Source organism: Deltaproteobacteria bacterium (assembly GCA_019310525.1).
In the GTDB taxonomy this organism is placed as follows: domain Bacteria; phylum Desulfobacterota; class DSM-4660; order Desulfatiglandales; family HGW-15; genus JAFDEE01.
Window position 1 is genome coordinate 24,304 of sequence record JAFDEE010000014.1, and the last position, 20,244, is coordinate 44,547.

19 protein-coding genes are annotated in these 20,244 nt (G+C 53.3%); 9 read left to right on the plus strand and 10 right to left on the minus strand.

The genetic code is table 11. The annotated features are described in order from the left end of the window. Positions 1-44 precede the first annotated feature (44 nt). The 10 genes from tsaB to rpsB all read right to left on the minus strand — a co-directional run bounded on the left by tsaB (position 45) and on the right by rpsB (position 8,634). Entirely contained in the window at positions 45-779 is a 735-nt protein-coding gene (gene tsaB / locus JRF57_03895) for a tRNA (adenosine(37)-N6)-threonylcarbamoyltransferase complex dimerization subunit type 1 TsaB (protein MBW2302839.1), read from the minus strand. A gap of 6 nt (positions 780-785) precedes the next feature. Continuing rightward, complete coding sequence (gene rseP / locus JRF57_03900) at positions 786-1,865, minus strand: RIP metalloprotease RseP (GenBank protein ID MBW2302840.1); 1,080 nt, start codon at positions 1,863-1,865, stop codon at positions 786-788. 67 nt (positions 1,866-1,932) lie between these two features. After that, the gene (locus JRF57_03905) at positions 1,933-3,093 is read right to left on the minus strand and encodes a 1-deoxy-D-xylulose-5-phosphate reductoisomerase (protein MBW2302841.1); all 1,161 of its coding nucleotides are present in this window, start codon (positions 3,091-3,093) and stop codon (positions 1,933-1,935) included. Beyond that, on the minus strand, positions 3,090-4,055 hold the full coding sequence (locus tag JRF57_03910) for an SDR family oxidoreductase (protein MBW2302842.1): 966 nt from the start codon (positions 4,053-4,055) through the stop codon (positions 3,090-3,092). Before JRF57_03910 ends, JRF57_03905 begins: the two co-directional genes overlap by 4 nt. Before the next feature lie 102 nt (positions 4,056-4,157). After that, the gene (locus JRF57_03915) at positions 4,158-4,958 is read right to left on the minus strand and encodes a phosphatidate cytidylyltransferase (protein ID MBW2302843.1); all 801 of its coding nucleotides are present in this window, start codon (positions 4,956-4,958) and stop codon (positions 4,158-4,160) included. Continuing rightward, positions 4,958-5,737: an isoprenyl transferase gene (locus JRF57_03920; GenBank protein MBW2302844.1), complete on the minus strand. Its 780-nt coding sequence runs from the start codon at positions 5,735-5,737 to the stop codon at positions 4,958-4,960. Before JRF57_03920 ends, JRF57_03915 begins: the two co-directional genes overlap by 1 nt. 166 nt (positions 5,738-5,903) lie before the next feature. Further along, positions 5,904-6,461 (minus strand): ribosome recycling factor, encoded by a 558-nt coding sequence (gene frr / locus JRF57_03925; protein MBW2302845.1) that lies wholly within the window; start codon positions 6,459-6,461, stop codon positions 5,904-5,906. Next, positions 6,458-7,189 carry a UMP kinase gene (locus JRF57_03930; protein ID MBW2302846.1) on the minus strand — a complete coding sequence of 244 codons (732 nt, stop codon included), beginning with the start codon at positions 7,187-7,189 and terminating at the stop codon, positions 6,458-6,460. Before JRF57_03930 ends, frr begins: the two co-directional genes overlap by 4 nt. Continuing rightward, a complete protein-coding gene (tsf, locus tag JRF57_03935) occupies positions 7,179-7,784 on the minus strand; it encodes a translation elongation factor Ts (protein MBW2302847.1) in 606 nt (201 codons plus the stop codon). Before tsf ends, JRF57_03930 begins: the two co-directional genes overlap by 11 nt. Position 7,785: 1 nt before the next feature. Next, positions 7,786-8,634: a 30S ribosomal protein S2 gene (rpsB, locus tag JRF57_03940; protein ID MBW2302848.1), complete on the minus strand. Its 849-nt coding sequence runs from the start codon at positions 8,632-8,634 to the stop codon at positions 7,786-7,788. Between the two features lie 475 nt (positions 8,635-9,109). On the opposite strand from rpsB, the gene JRF57_03945 reads away from it, so the two are divergent. The 9 genes from JRF57_03945 to recO all read left to right on the plus strand — a co-directional run bounded on the left by JRF57_03945 (position 9,110) and on the right by recO (position 19,929). Further along, a complete protein-coding gene (locus tag JRF57_03945; protein ID MBW2302849.1) occupies positions 9,110-10,216 on the plus strand; it encodes an HD domain-containing protein in 1,107 nt (368 codons plus the stop codon). Positions 10,217-11,108: 892 nt separating this feature from the next. Then, a complete protein-coding gene (locus tag JRF57_03950; GenBank protein ID MBW2302850.1) occupies positions 11,109-11,930 on the plus strand; it encodes an ABC transporter ATP-binding protein in 822 nt (273 codons plus the stop codon). 7 nt (positions 11,931-11,937) lie between these two features. Continuing rightward, positions 11,938-13,860, plus strand: coding sequence for an AMP-binding protein (locus tag JRF57_03955; protein ID MBW2302851.1), 1,923 nt, complete (start codon positions 11,938-11,940; stop codon positions 13,858-13,860). Between the two features lie 79 nt (positions 13,861-13,939). Next, entirely contained in the window at positions 13,940-14,824 is an 885-nt protein-coding gene (locus tag JRF57_03960) for a branched-chain amino acid ABC transporter permease (protein ID MBW2302852.1), read from the plus strand. Between the two features lie 129 nt (positions 14,825-14,953). Then, a complete protein-coding gene (locus JRF57_03965) occupies positions 14,954-16,054 on the plus strand; it encodes a branched-chain amino acid ABC transporter permease (protein ID MBW2302853.1) in 1,101 nt (366 codons plus the stop codon). A gap of 212 nt (positions 16,055-16,266) precedes the next feature. After that, positions 16,267-17,511 carry an ABC transporter substrate-binding protein gene (locus tag JRF57_03970; protein ID MBW2302854.1) on the plus strand — a complete coding sequence of 415 codons (1,245 nt, stop codon included), beginning with the start codon at positions 16,267-16,269 and terminating at the stop codon, positions 17,509-17,511. A gap of 52 nt (positions 17,512-17,563) precedes the next feature. Then, on the plus strand, positions 17,564-18,376 hold the full coding sequence (locus tag JRF57_03975; GenBank protein MBW2302855.1) for an ABC transporter ATP-binding protein: 813 nt from the start codon (positions 17,564-17,566) through the stop codon (positions 18,374-18,376). Between the two features lie 48 nt (positions 18,377-18,424). Further along, a complete protein-coding gene (locus JRF57_03980) occupies positions 18,425-19,024 on the plus strand; it encodes a hypothetical protein (protein ID MBW2302856.1) in 600 nt (199 codons plus the stop codon). A 161-nt stretch (positions 19,025-19,185) separates the two neighbouring features. Further along, a complete protein-coding gene (gene recO, locus JRF57_03985; protein ID MBW2302857.1) occupies positions 19,186-19,929 on the plus strand; it encodes a DNA repair protein RecO in 744 nt (247 codons plus the stop codon). Positions 19,930-20,244: the final 315 nt, after the last annotated feature.

Genomic DNA, 20,244 nt, shown 5'->3' on the forward strand with positions numbered 1-20,244 from the left:
GCGGAAGGGACAGATCACTCATTATATGTCCCGAGCATTGTTTGTCAATCTCCTGGGGCGATCGAGGTTTCACCCTGAGAAATGACCGGGTAGGGATTCGGCCGGATGTCCGGGGGCCTCATGTAGGTAGGAACGAGATCAGGCAGGCCGTCAAAATCGGCTTTGTGAAAACGCTTGAGGGCCAGACACCCCACGGAAGAGGCCCTTGGATTCCAGAGGCTCGATGGGGCCAGGAGCGCATCTTCCCCGAGCGCCTTTGATATAAGTGACCCCTGCCTCCCGAAATCGTTGCCCAGGAAAAAGGTTCTCTCCCTTACAATGGAAGAGAGCCTTTCAATCTTAATACTCATATCTTCGGTGACCCTCTCAACCTTCTCATCTTCAAGCCTTCGGAACAGGGCGGAAAAGACCTCTCCACGCCTGGATTCCAGGATCGCACATACCGGAAGAGCGCAACAGGGCGCCTGCAGGGCCAGGGCCTCGAGGCTGGAAATTCCGATCAAAGGGATATCCAGGCCCTGGCAAAACCCCTTGGCTGCGGCAAGACCCACCCGCAAACCCGTAAAGCTTCCGGGGCCGATCGCCGCTGCAACGGCCTTGAGATTCCGGGGACGAACCCCTGCATGCTCTAAAAGGTAGTCCACGGCAGGCATCAACCCCGTATAGTTCTTCCCCTGGGGAGCCAGAGAGAGTTCTCCCACCAGGTCGCCCTCCTCTTTCAGGAGAGCCACACTGAACTGTCTGCTCGAAGTGTTCAAGGCCAACAACACGGCGATCAAGACCTCCTATTGTTTAATCAGCTTCAAGATATCGTTGTAGGTCACGAAAATCATGAGAAAGATGAGGATTGCAAGGCCTACCTTCTGGGCAAGATCCCTCTTTTTCAGACTGATCGGCCTCCCGGAGACAAGTTCCACGAGGAGAAAGAGGAGAAGTCCGCCGTCAAGGATCGGGATGGGAAAAAGGTTGAGAATGCCGAGGTTGACGCTCACCATGGCCATAAAGGGAAGGAGCAGGGGAAGGCTTTCCTGGGCCACATCCCCCGTCATCTTCCCGATCATGATGGGCCCTCCCAGCAGTTTCAGGGACAAGCGGCCCCGCACAAGATCGACAACCACCATGCAGGTCCTCTCGATCCACTTCCAGGTCTCCAGAACGGCCCTCTGGAAAGCGGAAAGGGGACCGAATTCGATCTTTTTGTATTTTCCGCTCGAAACGATCCCGATAAGGGCGCTCTTGATTTCCTGCCCGTAAACCTTTTCAATGTGTTCCCTCGGGGTGACCTTGAAAGTCAACACCTTTCCGCCCCTCCGAACGGTGATCTCCAGGGGTATCCCGGCCTTGTCCCGGATGATCTCCCGCATCTCCAGCCATTCCTCGATCTTCTTCCCCTGTATGGACAAGACCACGTCACCCTTCTTCAATCCCGCCTCCGCCGCCGCGGATCCGGAGGTCACTTCCCCGATTTCGGGAAGGGTCACGTAGGCCCCCGATACCCAGTAGATACCGAAAAACAAGAAAAGGGCGAGGATCAGGTTGAATACGGGGCCCGCAGCCACGATGGCCATCCGTTTAAGCACGTGCTGGTTCTGGAAAGCACGCTCCTCGTCTTCCGGGGCGATGGGTTCCTCTTCTTCCCCGTCTTCTCCCAGCATCTTCACATAACCCCCGAGGGGAACGGCGGAAACGACATATTCCGTTTCACCTATGGTCTTGCCCACGATCCTGGGACCGAAACCCAGGGAAAACTTAAGGACCTTCACCCGAAAATATTTGGCCATGAGAAAGTGTCCCAGCTCGTGGAAAAAAATCAACACCCCCAACACAACAATAAAAGGAAGAGTATAATACAGGAAAAAATGCATGATTCTCCTTCGCGCATCCCCGCCCTGGAACTAAACCCTCGGTTCCCGTACTTTCCCCCAGACCGGGTCAACGACTCATCTTTTTGAGAAGATCCTCCGCCTTCCGCCTAGCCCATGCATCCGCTTCCATGACACTCTCGATATTCTCCACCTGAAAAGGGGCATGGGCCTCCATGGCCTTCTCGATGAGCTGTGGAATCTGTAAAAATCCGATCCTTTTTTCGAGAAAGGCCTCTACAGCCACCTCGTTGGCCCCGTTCATAACGGCGGGCATACTGTCCCCGATTTCCGCCGCCCGAAGGGCCAGGTCCAGGCAGCGGTACTTTCGCCGGTCGCAACGCTCGAAGCTCAAAGCAGCCGCATCCTCCAGACGCAGGGGTGGAACATGGGTTTCCAGGTGGTTCGGATAAGACAAGGCGTAAGAGATGGGAGTGGCCATATCCGGCACCCCCAACTGGGCGATTACGGACCCATCCTTATATTCCACCATGGAATGGATGATACTCTGGGGATGGATCAGGATACTGATTTGATCCATTTTCAGGTCAAAGAGCCATCGGGCCTCAATGGCCTCGAGCCCCTTGTTCATAAGGGTCGCGGAATCGATAGTGATTTTCCGTCCCATGCTCCAGTTTGGGTGCTGTAAGGCCTGCTCCGGAGTCACGGAGACCAGTTCCTCCAATGTCATGTTCCTAAACGGCCCCCCGGAAGCCGTCAGGATGATTCTCCTGAGATCTTCCCTCGGGTGACCTTGAAGGCACTGGAAGATGGCGCTGTGCTCGCTGTCCACGGGAAGGATGTTAATACCCTTTTCCCGCGCCTTTTCCATGACTAGACTTCCGGCCATCACCATAGTCTCCTTGTTAGCCAAGGCGACGTTCTTCCCTGCCTCGACGGCGGCGAAGGTAGGGATCAATCCTGCAGAACCCGTAATAGCGGAAATCACCGTGTCCACTTCATCGAGGGCGGCAAGGCGGGCGAACCCCTCCACCCCTGCGAAAACATACGGCAGCCCACCGGGGATTTTTTCCCTTAAGCTCGATGCGTCCGCCTCTTCAAGCACCGCCACCGCCCGGGGCTTGAATTTCCGAATCTGGAAGGCCAATAGGTCAAGGTTCTTCCCGGCACTGAGGGCCACAACGCGATATCGGTCCGGGAACTGCTCTATAATGCCAAGGGCGCTCGTGCCGATAGATCCGGTCGAGCCCAACAGAGCGACATTTTTCATTTTTCTTCAAATAGTCCTCTGAAATAATCGATCGTCCGCTTCAATCCCTCTTCGAGGGGTACCCGGGGCTCCCACCCGAGCCTCTCCCGGGCCAAAGTTATGTCGGGGCGCCGCCTCTTGGGATCATCCGGGATGGTAGGTTTGAATTCAAGTCTGGATTTGGAACCGGTCAACCGGATGATGAGTTTGGCCAGGTCCAGGATGCTCGATTCCGCCGGGTTTCCCAGGTTCACAGGGCCTGTGAAATCATCCCCGGCATTCATCATCTTGACAATACCATCGACCATGTCCTCAACATAGCAAAAAGATCTCGTCTGACTGCCGTCCCCGAAAATGGTGATGGGTTCACCATGCAGGGCCTGGGTGATGAAATTGCTGATGACTCTTCCATCATCCGGATGCATCCGCGGGCCGTAGGTGTTGAAAATCCGTACGACCCGGATATTGACTCCGTTCTGCCTGTGGTAGTCGAAAAAAAGGGTTTCCGCACACCGTTTCCCCTCATCATAACAGGCCCTCGGGCCGATTGGATTGACATTTCCCCAGTAGGCCTCTCCCTGAGGATGTTCCGTCGGATCTCCGTAAACCTCGCTGGTGGAGGCCTGAAGGACCTTGGCCTTCACCCTCTTTGCCAGCCCCAGCATGTGGATCGCGCCCATGACGCTGGTCTTGGTCGTTTTGACCGGGTTGAATTGATAATGTATGGGAGATGCCGGACAGGCCAGGTTGTAAATCTGGTCCACCTCTAGGAAGATGGGATTCACTATATCATGACGGATGACCTCAAAGCCGGGGTCCTTCAACAGGTGGAAAATATTCCTCTTTTGTCCGGTGAAGTAGTTGTCCAGGCAAAGGACATCACATCCGTCCTTCAGGAGTCGTTCGCATAGATGGGACCCCAGGAAGCCGGCACCCCCTGTGACAAGGACCCTTACCCTGTCGAATTTCGAGGTTCTGCTCATGAAATCCTTCCCTTTCTCCTTTCGGATCCTCATTGAGAATTTATGGGTGGGTATTTCGCAGTGCTGTGGGGGTCTTTATCTTCGATTCCGAATCTCCCGGGATCATGCCGACCAGGACAGATATAGATATAAAAGGGGTACGGCAAAGAGAAGAGCGTCGATCCTGTCCAGCACCCCTCCGTGTCCCGGAAGTATACCTCCCGAATCCTTGACCCCGCAAAGCCTCTTGATCATGGACTCAACCAGATCACCGATCTGACCCAAAACGGACAGTGCACCCGCGAGAAGCAGGATTCCCGGTCGAACCCGATAAAGGGGCAGGAGGAAGGGGAAAACCAATGCTCCTCCAATGCCACTCAACAATCCAGCCACAGCCCCCTCCCAGGTCTTTCCGGGGCTGACCGAAGGGTAGAGCTTGTGTTTTCCCACGGTGCGTCCGACATAAAAGGCCCCTGTATCGCTGGCAAAGACCACAAAAAGGAGGAAAAAAATCCAGTAATTACCCTTAGGGAAACGATCAATGATGATAAGAAAGGAGAGTGGTACGCAGATATAAACGGACCCCAAAACCGTCCTTCCGGCCCAATCGATTGATTCCCGAAAGGATATGCCGGTGAACAGCATTAAAAGGGCCAGCGGCAAAGCAGCGAAAAGGAAAATCAGCACTGGAACAGAATAGAAATTTCCAAGGGAGGCTGAGAGAAAGAGGCAAAGAGCCAGGCCATAAGTTCCACCCTTGATCCAGGCAGGCGATCCGGGGCAAGCGATTTTAAAGAATTCCCAAAGGCCGATGACGCCAAAAATGGCCACGAGGAGATGAAAACACCACCTGGGGCCGATTCCGATGAGATAGATCAGCACCGGCACCGCGACGATTCCTGTGAGCCATCTCTTGAGGTGCATCACTGCGTCACATGCCCCGCGTCCCGTGGAGAAATGGGTTTTCCGCCTTCCGCCACCTGATCCCCTGTGGCCCCGAACCTCCTTTCCCTTTTCTGGAATTCCTCGAGGGCCTTGAGGTATTCCTCCCTCCTGAAATCCGGCCAGTAGGTCGGGGTGATGTAAATCTCCGTATAGGCCATTTGCCAAAGGAGGAAGTTGCTCAATCGGAACTCCCCGCTGGTCCTGATCAACAGATCGGGATCCGGCATTCCGGCCGTATAAAGGGCATCGGAGATCATCCCTTCCGTGATTGCCTTGGCCGACAATTCTCCTGCCTCAATGCGGGCGGCCAGCTTTTGGAACGCATCGAATATTTCCTGGCGCGATCCGTAACTCAGGGCGAGGGTGAGGACCATATTGCTGTTCCCGGAGGTAAGTTCCTTGGTTTCCCTCAGGGTCTCCTGCACGTCCGCGGGCAGCTTTCCGATCCTCCCGATGGTGTTCAGGCGTATTCCGTTTTCCAGCATCTCCTGGAGTTCGGACTTCAAAAAACGCTTCAGCAATCCCATCAGGGCCCGGATCTCGTATTTCGGCCTCACCCAGTTTTCCTCTGAAAATGCATAAAGGGTGAGCCAGCGGATCCCGAGTTCCCTGCTGGTGCGTACAATCACCCGGACCGATTCGGCCCCCACTTCGTGGCCCCGGACGCGGTTCATGGCCCTTTGCCTGGCCCACCGGCCGTTTCCGTCCATGATGATGGCCACGTGTTTCGGTAATTTTTCAGGATCGATATTGGGCATTCTTCAAGGTTTATGAATGGATGGGGGAGTGCCGCCATGCCGGCCTAATGCGGAGGAATGCTCCCCGGTATATTCCCCGGATCCCGCCGGGCCGGCGATCCAACGGCACAGGTTGCGCGGTTCTCTGTGGGGCGGGGAAAAGGGTATCCCGACTCCGATGGGAATCCTAGAATTCCATGATTTCTTTTTCCTTCTCCGAGGTGATCTCGTCGATCTTCTTGATAAATTCATCGGTGATCTTTTGGACCTCCTCCTGCCCCCTGAAGGCTTCATCCTCGGAGATCTCCTTTTCGTTCTTCAATTCCTTCAGGTACTCGTTCGCCTCCCGCCTGTGATTTCGAATGGAGATCTTACCTTCTTCAGCCATCTTTTTGGCCAGTTTGGCCAATTCTTTTCTCCGTTCCTCAGTGAGCGGTGGAATTGGAATCCTGATCATCTTTCCATCGTTCATGGGGGTCAGGCCCAATTCCGACTTAAGGATACTCTTTTCAATCTCCCCAATAATGGACTGGTCCCAGGGTTTAACGAGGATCAAGCGGCTTTCCGGCACCGAAAGAGACGCCACTTGGTCCAGGGGCATCTGTGTATCGTAGCAATCGACCCGTATCCCATCCAGGAGCGCCGTCGAGGCCCTGCCGGTGCGGAGCTTGGAAAACTCCCTCTTGAGGGCTTCGATGGTCTTGTTCATCTTTTCCCGCGTCTCAGATAGAATCTCTTCTTTCATGATTCGCCTCCTGAAATGAGTGTTCCCACGTCTTCCCCGAAAACCGCCCTCTCGATGTTTCCAGGTCTTTTCATATTGAAGACGACGATGGGTAGTCCCTGGTCCTTCGCCAGGGAGACCGAGGTCAAGTCCATGACCTTGAGATTCATGGCCAAAACCTGGTCATAGGTCAATCTTGAAAACCGCTTGGCCGTGGGGACCTCCGCAGGATCGGCATCGAACACTCCATCCACCTTTGTTGCCTTCAAAAAAACGCCGGCCTGGATCTCCAGGGCCCGCAGGGTGGCTGCCGTATCCGTACTGAAAAAAGGATTACCGGTCCCCGCCGTGAAGATCACAACCCGCCCCTTATGGAGATGGTCCACGGCGCGGGATCGGATATAGGGTTCGGCGATCTCGTTCATTTCAACCGCAGACATGACCCTCGTCTCAACTCCCCGTCCCTTTAGGGCCTCACCCAACGCGATACCGTTTATTACCGTGGCAAGCATGCCCATGTGATCGGCGGGTACCCGGCCTATGCCGTACTCGCCGGCCTTCAACCCTCTGAAGATATTCCCTCCGCCGACCACCACGGCCACCTCTATGCCCTTAGTTTGGAGTCCCTGAATTTCGCGGGCCACCTTTCCGAGGGTCTCCGGTTCAATACCGAAGGACTGATCCCCCATCAAGGCCTCCCCGCTCACTTTGAGCAGGACTCGCCTGTATCGGGGGGGCTTACTTGGCATCTGCCTCCCCCAGTTGATACCGGACAAAACGCCGAATCACGATATTCTCTCCGGTTTTGGCCATCAGTTCATTGAGAAGGTCCTGGACCGTGATATCGGGATTTTTCACATAGGCCTGTTCCAGCAGGCAGACCTCGGAATAGAACTTTTTCAATTTTCCCTCGACGATCCTATCGATCACCTTTTCCGGTTTACCGGAGGCCTTAGCCTGGGTTGCGTAAATCTCTTTTTCCTTTGCCAGGATTTCCTCCGGCACGCCTTCCCGGTCGATGGCGAGTGGATTGGTGGCCGCAATCTGCATGGCGATATTCTTGACGAATTCAGAAAAGTCATCGGTCTTGGCCGAAAAATCCGTCTCGCAGTTCACCTCGACCAGGACGCCTATCTTTCCGCCTGCATGGATGTAGGACTGAATCTGTCCCTCTGAAGTAGCCCGACCTCCCCTCTTCTGGGCTGTGGCGATCCCTTTCTTCCTGAGATATTCCACGGCCTTTTCCATATCGCCGTCACAGGCCTGGAGGGCCTCTTTACAATCCATGACCCCCACGCCGGTCTTTTCCCTCAACTCCTTAACCAATGTCGCTTTGATTTCCAATTTACGATTCCTCCGCGATCTCTTCTTGAGTTTTCGGTTCACCCTCCCGCTTTCCGACTACGATCACTTCCGGTCCGCTTTCATCCTCCGAAGGGGGGGTGGTTACGGGCTGCTTTTCTTCCTCCTCTTTTTCGGCCTCGGCTTCCGCCCTGAGTCGTTCCTCCGCAATCTTGTGTCCTTCTATACAAGCGTCGGCGATCTTGGATGAAATCAGCCGGATGGCCCTGATGGCGTCATCATTGCCCGGAATGATATAGTCGATGTCATCGGGATCACAATTCGTGTCGGCGATGGCCACCAGGGGAATACCCAGTTTTCTCACCTCTCTCACCGCTATATGTTCCTTCTTCGGATCCACGATGAAAACGGCTCCCGGCAATTCGTCCATATCCTTGATTCCGCCTAAATTCTTCTCCAGCTTGACCAACTCCTTCTCCATCTTGAGCGCTTCCTTCTTCGTGTAACGGCTGATGGTTCCGTCCTGGATCATGCTTTCCAACTCCTTCAGTCGAGACACGCTACGCCGAATGGTCTGGAAATTGGTCAGGGTACCGCCCAGCCAACGGTTCACCACATAAAACATTCCGCATCGCTCCGCTTCCTCGACAATGGAGTCATGGGCCTGTTTTTTCGTACCAACGAAGAGAACAGAATACCCGTCCGCCACAGTCTGGACGATAAAATCGTAAGCTGAAGCAAAAAGGTTGACAGTTTTTTGAAGGTCAATAATATGGATGCCGTTTCGAGAGCCGAAAATGTACGGCTTCATCTTGGGGTTCCAACGTCTCGTTTGATGCCCGAAATGGACACCGGCCTCCAACAGTTGCTTCATGTTGATGGATAATGGCATGTGTTCCTCCCTTTCCCGCGGTTTTTTTCCTCCGTTCAGGGCCTATCCAACCTGCTTACCCTTTCATTAAGAAAGGCACCGGGGTTCGACCTGAACGTGCGTAATTTGGTATAATGGAAATGGGTGTAACCACCCTGCACCAACCCCTTAAAGGGGTCAAAAAATCAATAAACTTGGTTTTTTAACATTAACCACACTCTTTATCAAGGGAAAAATGCCCAACGCGGTGAATCCTTGTCCCGATCATAATATTTTTCATACTCCCGAGTGGGACAGGATACGATAGAGTATACTGGTTCCGCAAAAGAAAAGGGGCTTTGATTCAAAAAACCGGCTGGCCGGTAAGCGTACATCTTCCCTTGGCCTGTTGGAGTGATTCAAAGGAAAAGCATCCGTGAAGAAATCCAGACGCTTGCGAGATATCCGTATTAGGTTGGACGCCCAGGAAAGGGACAGGTTTTCTCCATGGGCGTGCATGAGTCTCTCTGCGGTCAGAAGGCACCCCGAAGAAAAGGTTGAGGAAGGACACCGGCAGAATTTTTCCCTGGACACAGACCGTATCCTTCACTCCCTTGCTTATTCCCGATACATTGACAAGACCCAGGTCTTTTACCTGATCAAGAATGACCACATCACCCACCGGGTTCTTCACGTTCAACTCGTCTCCAAGATCGCCAGGACTATCGGGAGGCTTTTGCGGCTCAATGAGGACTTGATAGAGGCCATCGCCCTAGGGCACGACATCGGTCACTGTCCCTTTGGCCATGACGGGGAGAGGTTCCTCTCCGACATCTCCCTGCGCCACGGCCTGGGTCACTTCCTGCACAACGTTCAGGGGGTTCGGTTTCTGGAAAAGATCGAGAGAAAGGGAAAAGGATGGAACCTGAGCTTGCAGGTTCTGGACGGCATCCTCTCCCATGACGGGGAGGTTCACACCCAAACCCTGACACCGGATGGGGAAAAAACCTTCGAAAAATTGGATATGGAGATAGCCCTGAAGGAAAAGGATCCCTCCACGAATATCCGCCCCATGACCCTTGAGGGATGCGTGGTTCGAATGGCCGATACCATTAGTTACGTTGGCAGGGACATCGAGGACGCCATCCGATTGGGACTTATCCGAAGAGAGGAAATCCCAGAGGATTGCAGGCGCATCCTGGGATCCACCAACGGAACCATCGTCTACACCTTGGTGGAGGATCTGGTGGCCAACAGCCTGGAGTCTCCCTACCTCCGTTTCAGCGGGGAGGTCGGCGAGAGCCTCAAAAAACTGAAGGATTTCAACATGTCCCGGATATACCAAGACGAAAAGGGATGGAAACAGACCGAAAAAATCCGCCTCATGTTCGAACTCCTCTTCGAAAAGTACCTCCAGGACCTGGAAACGGGAAATGAGGCATCCGATGTCTACCACGAATTTTTGGACGGGATGTCTGACACTTACAGAAATGAAACACCGCCTCCGGCCATAGCAAGGGATTTCATCGCCGGGATGACGGATGAATATTTCCTTGGGCAATGCCGAAAACGCCTTATCCCCACCCGAAAAGAACGCGGTCTGGTCCAGTGGTCCCTTTCCTGAATCCGCCCCCAGGACTCACCGGCACCCGCCTGGATCCTTGATGCACCCTGGGAAATGCACTTTCAACATGGAAAGACACCTCGCCTCCCAACGCTCCTGTTGCATGGTGCACTCAGGTGACTGGCCGACCGGGAAAATCATCGATTCCAGCATCAGGGAGGAAAGAATCACACCGCACTTTGAAACGCAAAACACTCAATGGCAAGGAATCCATATAATAAAAACAACAGCACGGATACCCATTTCAGGCCGGAACAATCAGCCATAAATCAGCCATAAAATAGCCACAAAACAGCTATTTCATAACTGAATCCCAACCTGTGGGAATGCCTGAAGAAATTGGGTTGACAAAAAGTGGTTAAAAACGTTAAGCATAAAGAAACCTTTTAATGGTCCAACCTGGGGTATGAATTAAGCCCTTTCCCGGCCCGGGGAAGGGGCGTGTCACATAAGCTTCTCAATGCACCGCTTGTGTCGGAAAGCATCTTTTTTCAAACATCGGACGTTACCCATAAATCCTGTACACGAAACTAAATGACGATCAGCCGGTTTCAGCCAGCACTCCCTTTCGGGTGCCCTTCAAACGTAACATGAGAAACGACACGGTTGGCAGGAGGTGTTTCGGCGCCCCTTTCTTTTCTATTCCTTTAACCTGCGGTCTCGAACCTCCCCTCCTTAGAAACCGGAATGATTCGTCCTGTTTTTAGAGTTGTCGTGCCCCCGGAAACTGAGGCATGCCTTTCTCAAAAGATCCGATTCGAGGTATGCCTTGAACCGTCAATGTGGATCGCTGGTTTGGAGAAAACCATCTTTTTCTCCTTTTTAACAGGTTTTTCCAACCTCTATCCTCCTTTTACACAAACAGTGACTTCCAGAGGGGAGGCCTTTCAGTATGTGTCCAACCAATGATCTTCCGGAAACCGAGCCCTTGTTGAAACTAGAAGACATCCACATGTACTTCGGCAAGGTGGCCGCGCTGGCAGGTGTGGATCTCGAGGTGAGAAAAGGAGAGATTCACTCCATCATCGGGCCCAACGGAGCAGGAAAAACGGTGATGATGAACTGCATCAACGGCCTTTACAAACCCCAGCGTGGGTCCATCTATTACAAAGGAAAAAAAATCAACGATCTGCGCCCCCACCAACGGGCCAGGCTTGGGATTTCCAGGACCTTCCAGAAAATCGAGCTTTTTGGGGGTATGACTGTCCTGGACAACATCCGCCTGGGCAGGCACATTCACCTCAAATCAGGGATCCTCAGCGGATCTATTTACGTAGGGAAAACCAAACGGGAGGAACTGGAGACCCGGAAATTCATCGAGGAGGAAATCATCGATCTCCTGGAGATCGAGAGTATCCGGGACAAAACCGTTCATATGCTCCCCTACGGTCTCCAGAAACGGGTGGAACTGGGAAGGGCCCTTGCCCTGAATCCTGAACTGCTTCTACTGGATGAGCCCTTGGCCGGACTCAACCTGGAAGAAGTAGAAGACATGGCCCGCTTCATCCTGGATATCAACGAAGAAGAGAGGTGGAAGGTCACATGCATTCTGGTGGAACACGATATGGGCGTAGTGATGGACATCTCCCACAGAGTCTTTGTCTTGAACTTCGGGAATAAGATCATCGACGGAACACCTGAGGAGGTTCAGAACAACCCAGACGTCATAAAGGCCTACCTGGGCGAAGAAGACCTCTATGCCACGAGGAGGTAATCACGAAATGGGCGGATCCAAACTGGAGATCACAAAAGACCTCACTATCCCCAAGCTTTTCGTCCACCAGTGCAAGAGATACTGGGACAAGAAAGTGGCCATGAGGGAAAAGGAGTTCGGCATCTGGCGCCCTTATACCTGGAAGGACTATTACGAGAACGTAAAATACCTGAGCTTGGGATTGATCCGCCTCGGGCTGGAGAAAGGGGACAAGGTCGCCATGATAGGGGACAACCGTCCGGAGGGACTCTGGGCGGAGATGGCGGCTATCTGCGCCGGAGGGATCGGGGTATGGCTTTTCCAGGACTGCATGATGGACGAGGTGAAGTACATCGTCGACCATTCGGACGCCAAGTTCTTTGTGGGAGAAACACAGGAGGAAGTAGACAAAGCCCTGGCCATCAAGGACGACTGTCCCAAAATGGAATGGATTCTCTGGGATGATCCCAAGGGGATGAGAAACTACAATCAAGATTTCCTCATGAGTCTGAAAAAGGTCCAGGAACTCGGGAGGGAACTGGACAGGGAAGATCCCGAACTTTTCGAAAGAAGGATCAATGAGGGGCACGGCGACGACATCTGCCTCCTTTTTTATACCTCGGGGACTACGGCCCTTCCCAAGGGGGCCCTCCTGAGTCACTGGAATATGCTGACCATGGGGAAAAATCTCATGGCCGTTGATCCTTGCTACGACACGGACGACTTTGTCTCCTACCTCCCCTTCGCATGGATCGGCGAGCAGATGATGTCCATATCCTGCGGGCTCCAGGTGGGTTACACCCTCAATTTTCCGGAAGAACCAGAAACCGCCCTCCAAAACCTCCGGGAAATCGGCCCCCACGTGATGTTCGCACCGCCCAGGCTTTACGAGGGCATGACCCGCCAAGTACAGGTCAAATACATAGATGCGACTTGGATAAAAAGAAAATGTTACGAGTTCGCGACCAAGGTAGGTTACAAGATCGCCGATTTGAAATTCGAAAAACAACCTGTCCCCTGGTACTTGAAAATCCTCGGATGGATCGCCTATATCACCGTCCAAAAAAAGTTAAAGGACCACCTGGGTATGTCACGTCTCCGCCATGCCTACACTGGGGGAGCGGCCATGGGGCCGGATCATTTCCGCTTCTTTCATGCCCTGGGGGTGAACCTCAAGCAGATTTACGGCCAGACGGAAATCGCAGGCATCTCCATAGTTCACCGTGACGGAGACGTAAAGTTCGATACTGTCGGGACGCCCCTTCCTGAAACAGAGGTCAGGATCACCGAAGATGGAGAAATCATCTCCCGAAGCCCATCGGTGTTCCAGGGTTATTACAAGAACGAGGAGGCGACCCGAAAAACTCTTGTGGACGGATGGCTTTACTCGGGAGACCGGGGTTTCATAGACGAAGACGGGCACCTGGTGGTCTTCGACCGCTCAAAGGACGTGATGACCCTCAGCGACGGGAGGCCCTTCTCACCCCAGTATCTGGAGACCCGGCTCAAATTCAGCCCCTACATCCAGGAGGTCTGGGTAATCGGTGACAAGCGGGAGTATGTGACCGCCGTCATGTGTATCGATTACGCGGTCGTCGGAAAGTGGGCCGATGACAAAAAGATCACCTATACAAGCTACCACGAGCTTTCCCAGAAACCGGAGGTCTATGATCTGGTGCAAAAGCAGATCGAGGAAGCCAACAAGGACCTACCCACCCCCGCCAAGATCCGGAAGTTCGTGAACCTGTACAAGGTGTTTGACGCGGACGACGAAGAGCTGACGCGGACCAGCAAATTAAGGCGTGCTTTTGTGGAGAACCGCTACCGGGATATCGTGGATGCCCTTTACTCAGACACGGACTCGGTCCACATGGATACCACCATCACTTATGAGGACGGAAGAGAGCAGCGGATCAAGACAGATCTCAGGATTCAAAAGGTGGAGGATTAGGCGTACCTGGACGGAGATTAACGGGAACTCCGGCACTTAAGGAGTACTCGGTTTTTCTTTGAGACTCGGGAGGAAGTCCATGGAACTTTTTTTGATGACTTTGATTACCGGCATCATGGTGGGAGGAATTTATGCCCTGGTGGCCCTTGGATGGGTTTTAATTTATAAGTGTTCCGGGGTCCTGAATCTGGCCATGGGGGAATTGACCCTGATCGGAGCCTACGTGACCCTGAGTTTTTATGAGATGGGACTTCCCTTTATCCTCGCGGTTGTCTGCACCCTGCTCGTCGGCATCGTCTTGGGGTTCCTCACCGAGAGGATCTTCCTCGACAAGCTCATAGGCGAACCCATCCTGACGGTGATCATGGTAACGGTGGGGCTTTCATTCTTTTTAAAAGGCCTTGTGGAGTTCATATGGGGTACGGACACCAAGGTCTTCGACCCGCCGATCTTTTCCATCAAACCCATCACCATGGGTTTTCTTAAGGTATCCCCGGTTTACCTCTGGTCTTTCATCCTCGCCATCGTTCTGCTGATCATTTTCGTGTGTTTCTTCAAGTATACCCGCTGGGGCCTGTCCATGCAGGCAACGGCCGACGATGAAACCGCGGCCCTCTCCCTGGGAGTCAGCGCCCGTTTCGTTTACGCTGCGGCCTGGGCCATTGCCTTCATGAGCGCTGGAGTGGGTGGGGCCCTCCTTGGGAACATCAACGGAATCAATATTTCCGTTGGACACCTGGGATTGCTTGTGCTTCCGGCCGTGGTCCTCGGGGGTCTCAATTCGGTTCCAGGGGCCATCGTGGGGGGAATCATTATCGGTGTTCTCCAGAATCTCTCCGGCTCCTACCTCGACCAATACTTTCCGGGTGGTGTGAAGGAAATAGTTCCTTATGCCTTTATGGCCGTTTTCTTGCTCTTCAAGCCATACGGGCTTTGGGGTTGGGAGAGAATAGAGAGGGTGTAACCGGTGGTTGTCGTATTGAAGGGATGTCGAAGGACCCGAAACTTTGGATAAAAGAACAAGGACGTCCGTCGTGGAGATGGCCGTCCATAAATAAATAATCCTTCCCAAATCTATCGAGGAGAAGTTCCTATGTCCAGTGTCTGGTTGCCTTGCGGGAAATACCATCAGGATTACGCCCATGACCAGGGATGGTGGCAGACTCCAGTCATCAAAGGAAAGATGATCCTGTTGCTTGCCACCGTGTTCATAGGCATCCCGCTCCTTGCCCCCGAGTACTGGGTGGGGGTAGGAACCATGGTAGGGTACACGGCCATGGGGGCGCTGGGGGTTCAATTGCTGATCGGTTATACCGGACTCATCACCCTTGGACACGCCGCATTCATAGCCGTGGGGGCCTATACCAGCACTCTCCTGGTTTTGCAATATCCATGGCCCCCTTTCATCGTCCGCTGGGGGCTCGCCTACCCCATCAGCATTATGGCGGCCGGGATAGTGGCTGGACTCTGGAGCGTACTTTTCGGACTCCCTTCGGCAAAGGTGAAAGGATTCTACTTGATCCTGACCACCATCGCCGCCCAGTTCATTACCGTCGATTTTATCCTGACCCAGTACGTCAGTCAGATCGGCGGACGGGGCCAGGCCTTCTCTCTTCCCCCCGGGACCATCAAGATCGGCCCCTGGACCATCGACTCGGAAGTCAAGATCTACTACGTCATGGCCGTGCTTCTCACATTGGTTGTGATCGTTATGGCCAACCTGCTTCGCTCGAGGGTCGGCAGGGCCTGGGTGGCGATTCGGGACAACGACATAGCGGCCGAGGCCCTAGGCATCAACATCGTCTGGTACAAGCTCCTGGCCTTTTTCGTGGCCGGGTTCATCGGCGGGGTGGCGGGTGCCTTCTGGGTCAGCAACACGGCAGCCCTGAGCCCCGAGCACTTTCCCTGGTTCTGGTCCCTGTGGCTGGTCGGGGTAATCCTGATCGGTGGGGTCGGATCGATCCACGGGGCCATATACGGTTCCATGTTCATGGTCGTCATAATGGAGCTGCTGCAACTTGGTGTTATCCCTCTTGCTGAGTATTACCCCAAACTTCTCATCGATTTCGCCTATGTCAAAGACATGTCCTTCGGATTGGCTATCTGCGCATTTCTGATTTACGAACCCAACGGGCTGGCGTACCGGTGGTGGCAGATCAAGAACTATTTCAACCTGTGGCCATTCTCCTACTAGGCACCTGTATGGAAGAGCATTCGAGCGGTTCATGAATCCTATTCGCCCCTCGAACCGTCCAATTTTCGGGGAAAGGAAAAAAACCGCCGCCTTCATTGTTTTTCAACCGGAAAGGACAAGGAAAGGAGGTGAACGGAGTTCAGAAAGGTCCTCGGGTAATGGATGTCCACGTTTTGTCAGTTTGATAACCGATTAAGGAAAGGGGAAGGAACATGAAAAACACGGTCTTTAAGAACCTGCTCGTCCCGATTCTGGCAACGGCCTTGATCTTGGCTTTCTCCGGTCTGGCCTCTGCCAAGGCCATAAAGATCGGCGGGATCATGGACACCACCGGCGCCACGTCGGATGTCGGAAAAGACTACGCCATCGGCATGGAAGAGGCCTTCAAGTACATCAACGAAAAGGGCGGTGTAAACGGGAAAAAAATCAAGTATACATGGTTTGACTATGGTTATCGTATTCCAGAGGCCATAACTAAATATAAGCTCCTAAAGAGGCTGGGAGCCCTCGTGATCATGGGATGGGGGACCGGTGACACCGAAGCCCTTTCACCTACAGTCAACAAGGATCAGATCCCTTATGTTTCAGCCTCTTACTCGGCCCACCTCACCAATCCGAAGAAATCGCGTTATAACCTGTTTTTCTCTTCCGACTATTCCACAAATGCGAGAGCCTGTCTCACGGCTTGGTTTGACAAAAAATGGCCCAAGCACCCGGATTACGGGAAGAGGAAGCCGAGGTTCGCATGCGCTTACATGTTTGCATCACCTTATTGCAGCGCGCCCATCAAGGCCATAAAGGATCAGGCTAAGCTTCTTGGCTTTGAAATCGGCCCAGACCAGGATGTCTCACTCTTTGCCCTGGACACCAAGAGCCAGATCATGGCCTTGAAGGAATTCAAACCCGATGTGGTCTGGCACGGCAACACGACGATGTCGGTGTCAGCCACCATCAGAGATGCTTACGCCCTCGGGCTGGGTGCGGATTGGATCGTGAATAATTGGGGTTTTGATGAAAATCTTCCCCGCCTGGCCGGTGAAGCGGCCGAAGGTGTTATGGGCGCCACCCCGTGTGCATTCTATGGCCAGCCTTACAAGAACATGGACATAGTCGTGGCGACGGCCAAGAAATACCATCCTGGAATTCCCCAGGAAAAGAGGCTGATCCGTACGGTCCAGGCCTGGGGAGATGCCTTGATAGTATGGGAAGCCCTGAAACGGGCAGACAAGGCGGGGGATCTTTCCGGAAACGGGATCATGGTAAAAGGCTTTGAGACAATGAAGAATTTCGATATCGGACTCGGTGCCTCTCCAATAACTTATACTGCCAGTGATCACAGGCCCACGACCGGATGCCTTGTTCAGGAATGGAAGAACGGGAAATTCCAGGAGGTCGAGAGGGTTGACCTCAAGGCCCGCTGGCCGGAGAAGTGGGAAAAGGAATGGCTCGGCTGGTAGATCCCTCCCGGGCAATTTTTTATTTGAACCGACACCCTTGGAGGTGAGTCCCTTGGAAGCAGCGGAAGCAATCCTGAAAATCAACAATATAGAGGTCAAGTACCATGAGGTGATCCTGGTCCTGAAGGGCGTTTCCATCGAGGTGCCGAAAGGAGGGATCGTCGCCCTCCTTGGTGCCAACGGGGCCGGGAAGAGCACGACCCTCAAGGCGGTTTCCGGCCTTTTGAAGACCGAGGACGGGGAAGTCACGGACGGCGCCATCCTGTTCGAAGGGCAGCAGATTCATCATCAGGGTGCGGCCAATATCGCCAGGATGGGGATAGTCCAGGTGATCGAGGGACGCAGGGTATTCGAACACCTGACCGTGGAAGAAAACCTCAAGGTCGGCGCCCATCTTCGAAAGAGCGGTTCCGTTAAGGAGGGGCTCGACCTGGTCTACCATTACTTCCCGAGGTTGAAGGTCAAACGCAATGAAGTGGCCGGATTCGTGAGCGGGGGAGAACAGCAGATGACCGTCGTGGGTCGGGCCTTGATGACGGAACCCAAGCTCGTGCTCCTGGACGAACCCTCCATGGGGCTGGCGCCGAAGCTCATCCACGAGATCTTCAACATCATCATGCTGCTAAACCACGAACAGGGGATCTCCATCCTCCTCGTGGAACAGAACGCTAAACTGGCCTTGAACGTGGCCCCTTATGCTTATGTCATGGAGACGGGCCGCATCGTAATGGATGACACCTCGGAAAAACTTCGTGAAAACGAGGACATCAAGGACTTCTACCTCGGGTTGACCGATAAGGGTGGCCGGAGGAAAAACTTTCGGGACGTGAAACATTACAAGCGCAGAAAACGATGGCTTACTTGAACAGCTGCAAAGTTTGTCTCAAGGGGGCAAGCTAAAAAAAGGGAGGTTATGATGAAAAAAAGAGAACTGCTGTCATTGACCTTCGTGCTCGTCCTGGGGACCTTCCTGGTCTCCTGTGCAGGCATGATGACGAAACCCAGCGAGTCCAATTTCAAGGCACCGGAGATCACCCTGGACTCCATCCAACTCTCTTATTATGAAGGCTTCTGGTATTACGGAAAGGCCAAGCCAGCTATGGGAAAAGCGCCAAAGGGCGGTGGGTCCTCACCGATCACATTGAACTTCGTCTTTGAGATCACCAATCCCAACCCCTATCCCATTCAGTATCAATCCGGCAGTTTCTTTCTTTATTTCGAAGATTATGAACTACGGATTGTGCAGGATTCCAACCCCATGTGGATCCCCCCGGGAAAGACCAACGACAAAGTGTTGACCGTCACCCTGACGCCTTTCTCCACCTATGCCAAGTTCCTGCTGGCAGGCAAACAATTGGCCGTGCAAAGGGGAGACAAGCCCTGGGATAAGATCAAGAAATGGTGGAAGGAATTGCCGGATATGTCCTTCCCCATCGATCTCAAGGAAGGTAGTTTCACCTTCAGCGCGGACGGAGTGGTAAAGGTGGTTCCCATCAACATCAAGTATCCTTAATCCTTACGGATTACACCCTCCCAAGGAATAAGAGGGGAAAAAGAGGCAGCAGGGGGATTTACTCCTCCTGGTGCCTCTTTTTTTCAGGCCTCCACCTTTGACCCCGCTATTCCTATCTGTTATTTTTTAGTGTTCTAACGACTAATAAAAACACAGGATACATGAACACCTTTATTTCACCCTCGATCATCGTTCGGGTCAGGGAAATCGGGGAGTCCGATCTCCTGGTGACCTTCTTCACCCGGGACCGGGGACTCCGCCGCGGAGTGGCAAAGGGAGCGCGGAAGAGCCGCAAACGGTTTGTGAATTGCCTGGATCTCCTTTGTCTGGCCGAACTGGAATACAGGCCGGGCAAAGGGGATCTCTGCCTGATTACTTCCGGAAAACTACTCCATGCCCATCCCCGTCTTAGAAAGGACTTTTCCGCCCTTGCCAGGGCCAGTTACATGGTTGAACTCGCCGAGATCCTGTTTCCATGGGGAGTCGTGTCAAAAGAGATGTTTGACCTTCTCCGCGAATCCCTTCGCTTCCTTGAGGAAGATCCGAACCCCCGGAGCCTCCTAATGGCCTTTGAGCTGCGGGCCATGGAGCTGGGAGGATACGGGATGGATCTCAAGAAATGTTGTCACTGCGGCCGCGACTACGAGGGTAAGGGAACAGCCGTATTCCTGAAGGAAAAGGGGGGAATCGCTTGTCTTAGGTGCGCCCGGCCGTCCAAGGAGGCGCCTGAGCTGAATCCGGAAGCGGTGAAATATCTGGCGAACCTGCAATCCGGGGCCCTGAAATCCGCCTTGTCCGCCGCAGCGGGGAAGGAAATCATGGACCTTCTGGGATCCGTCCTGAGACTCCATAGGGAATACCATCTCGGTCTGAGGCTGAAGAGTCTCCACCATCTCGGCGTGTAATTTCAGTCTTCAGGCCCCCCGGATTCCACGGATCTCTATGTCATTTTACAGTCCCTAACGGGCAGGGCGGCACAAGGGATTAAACCCAGATTATGCATGACAAATTTTGAAAGAAGCTGTTTCTTTAATGATTGTGGATTGTTGGACATCTTTCCAGATCAAATTACATTCACCGAAAAGGTGCAGTTCAGGAAATATCAGATTTATTCAGTAATGTCCGGTTAAGTTTTTGCATAAGATGAGTGGAAAGTTTGAGAAAAAGTTCATGGCGGCGTCATTTTTTGCTTGACATTTCAAGCAGTTAGTGCGGGTAGT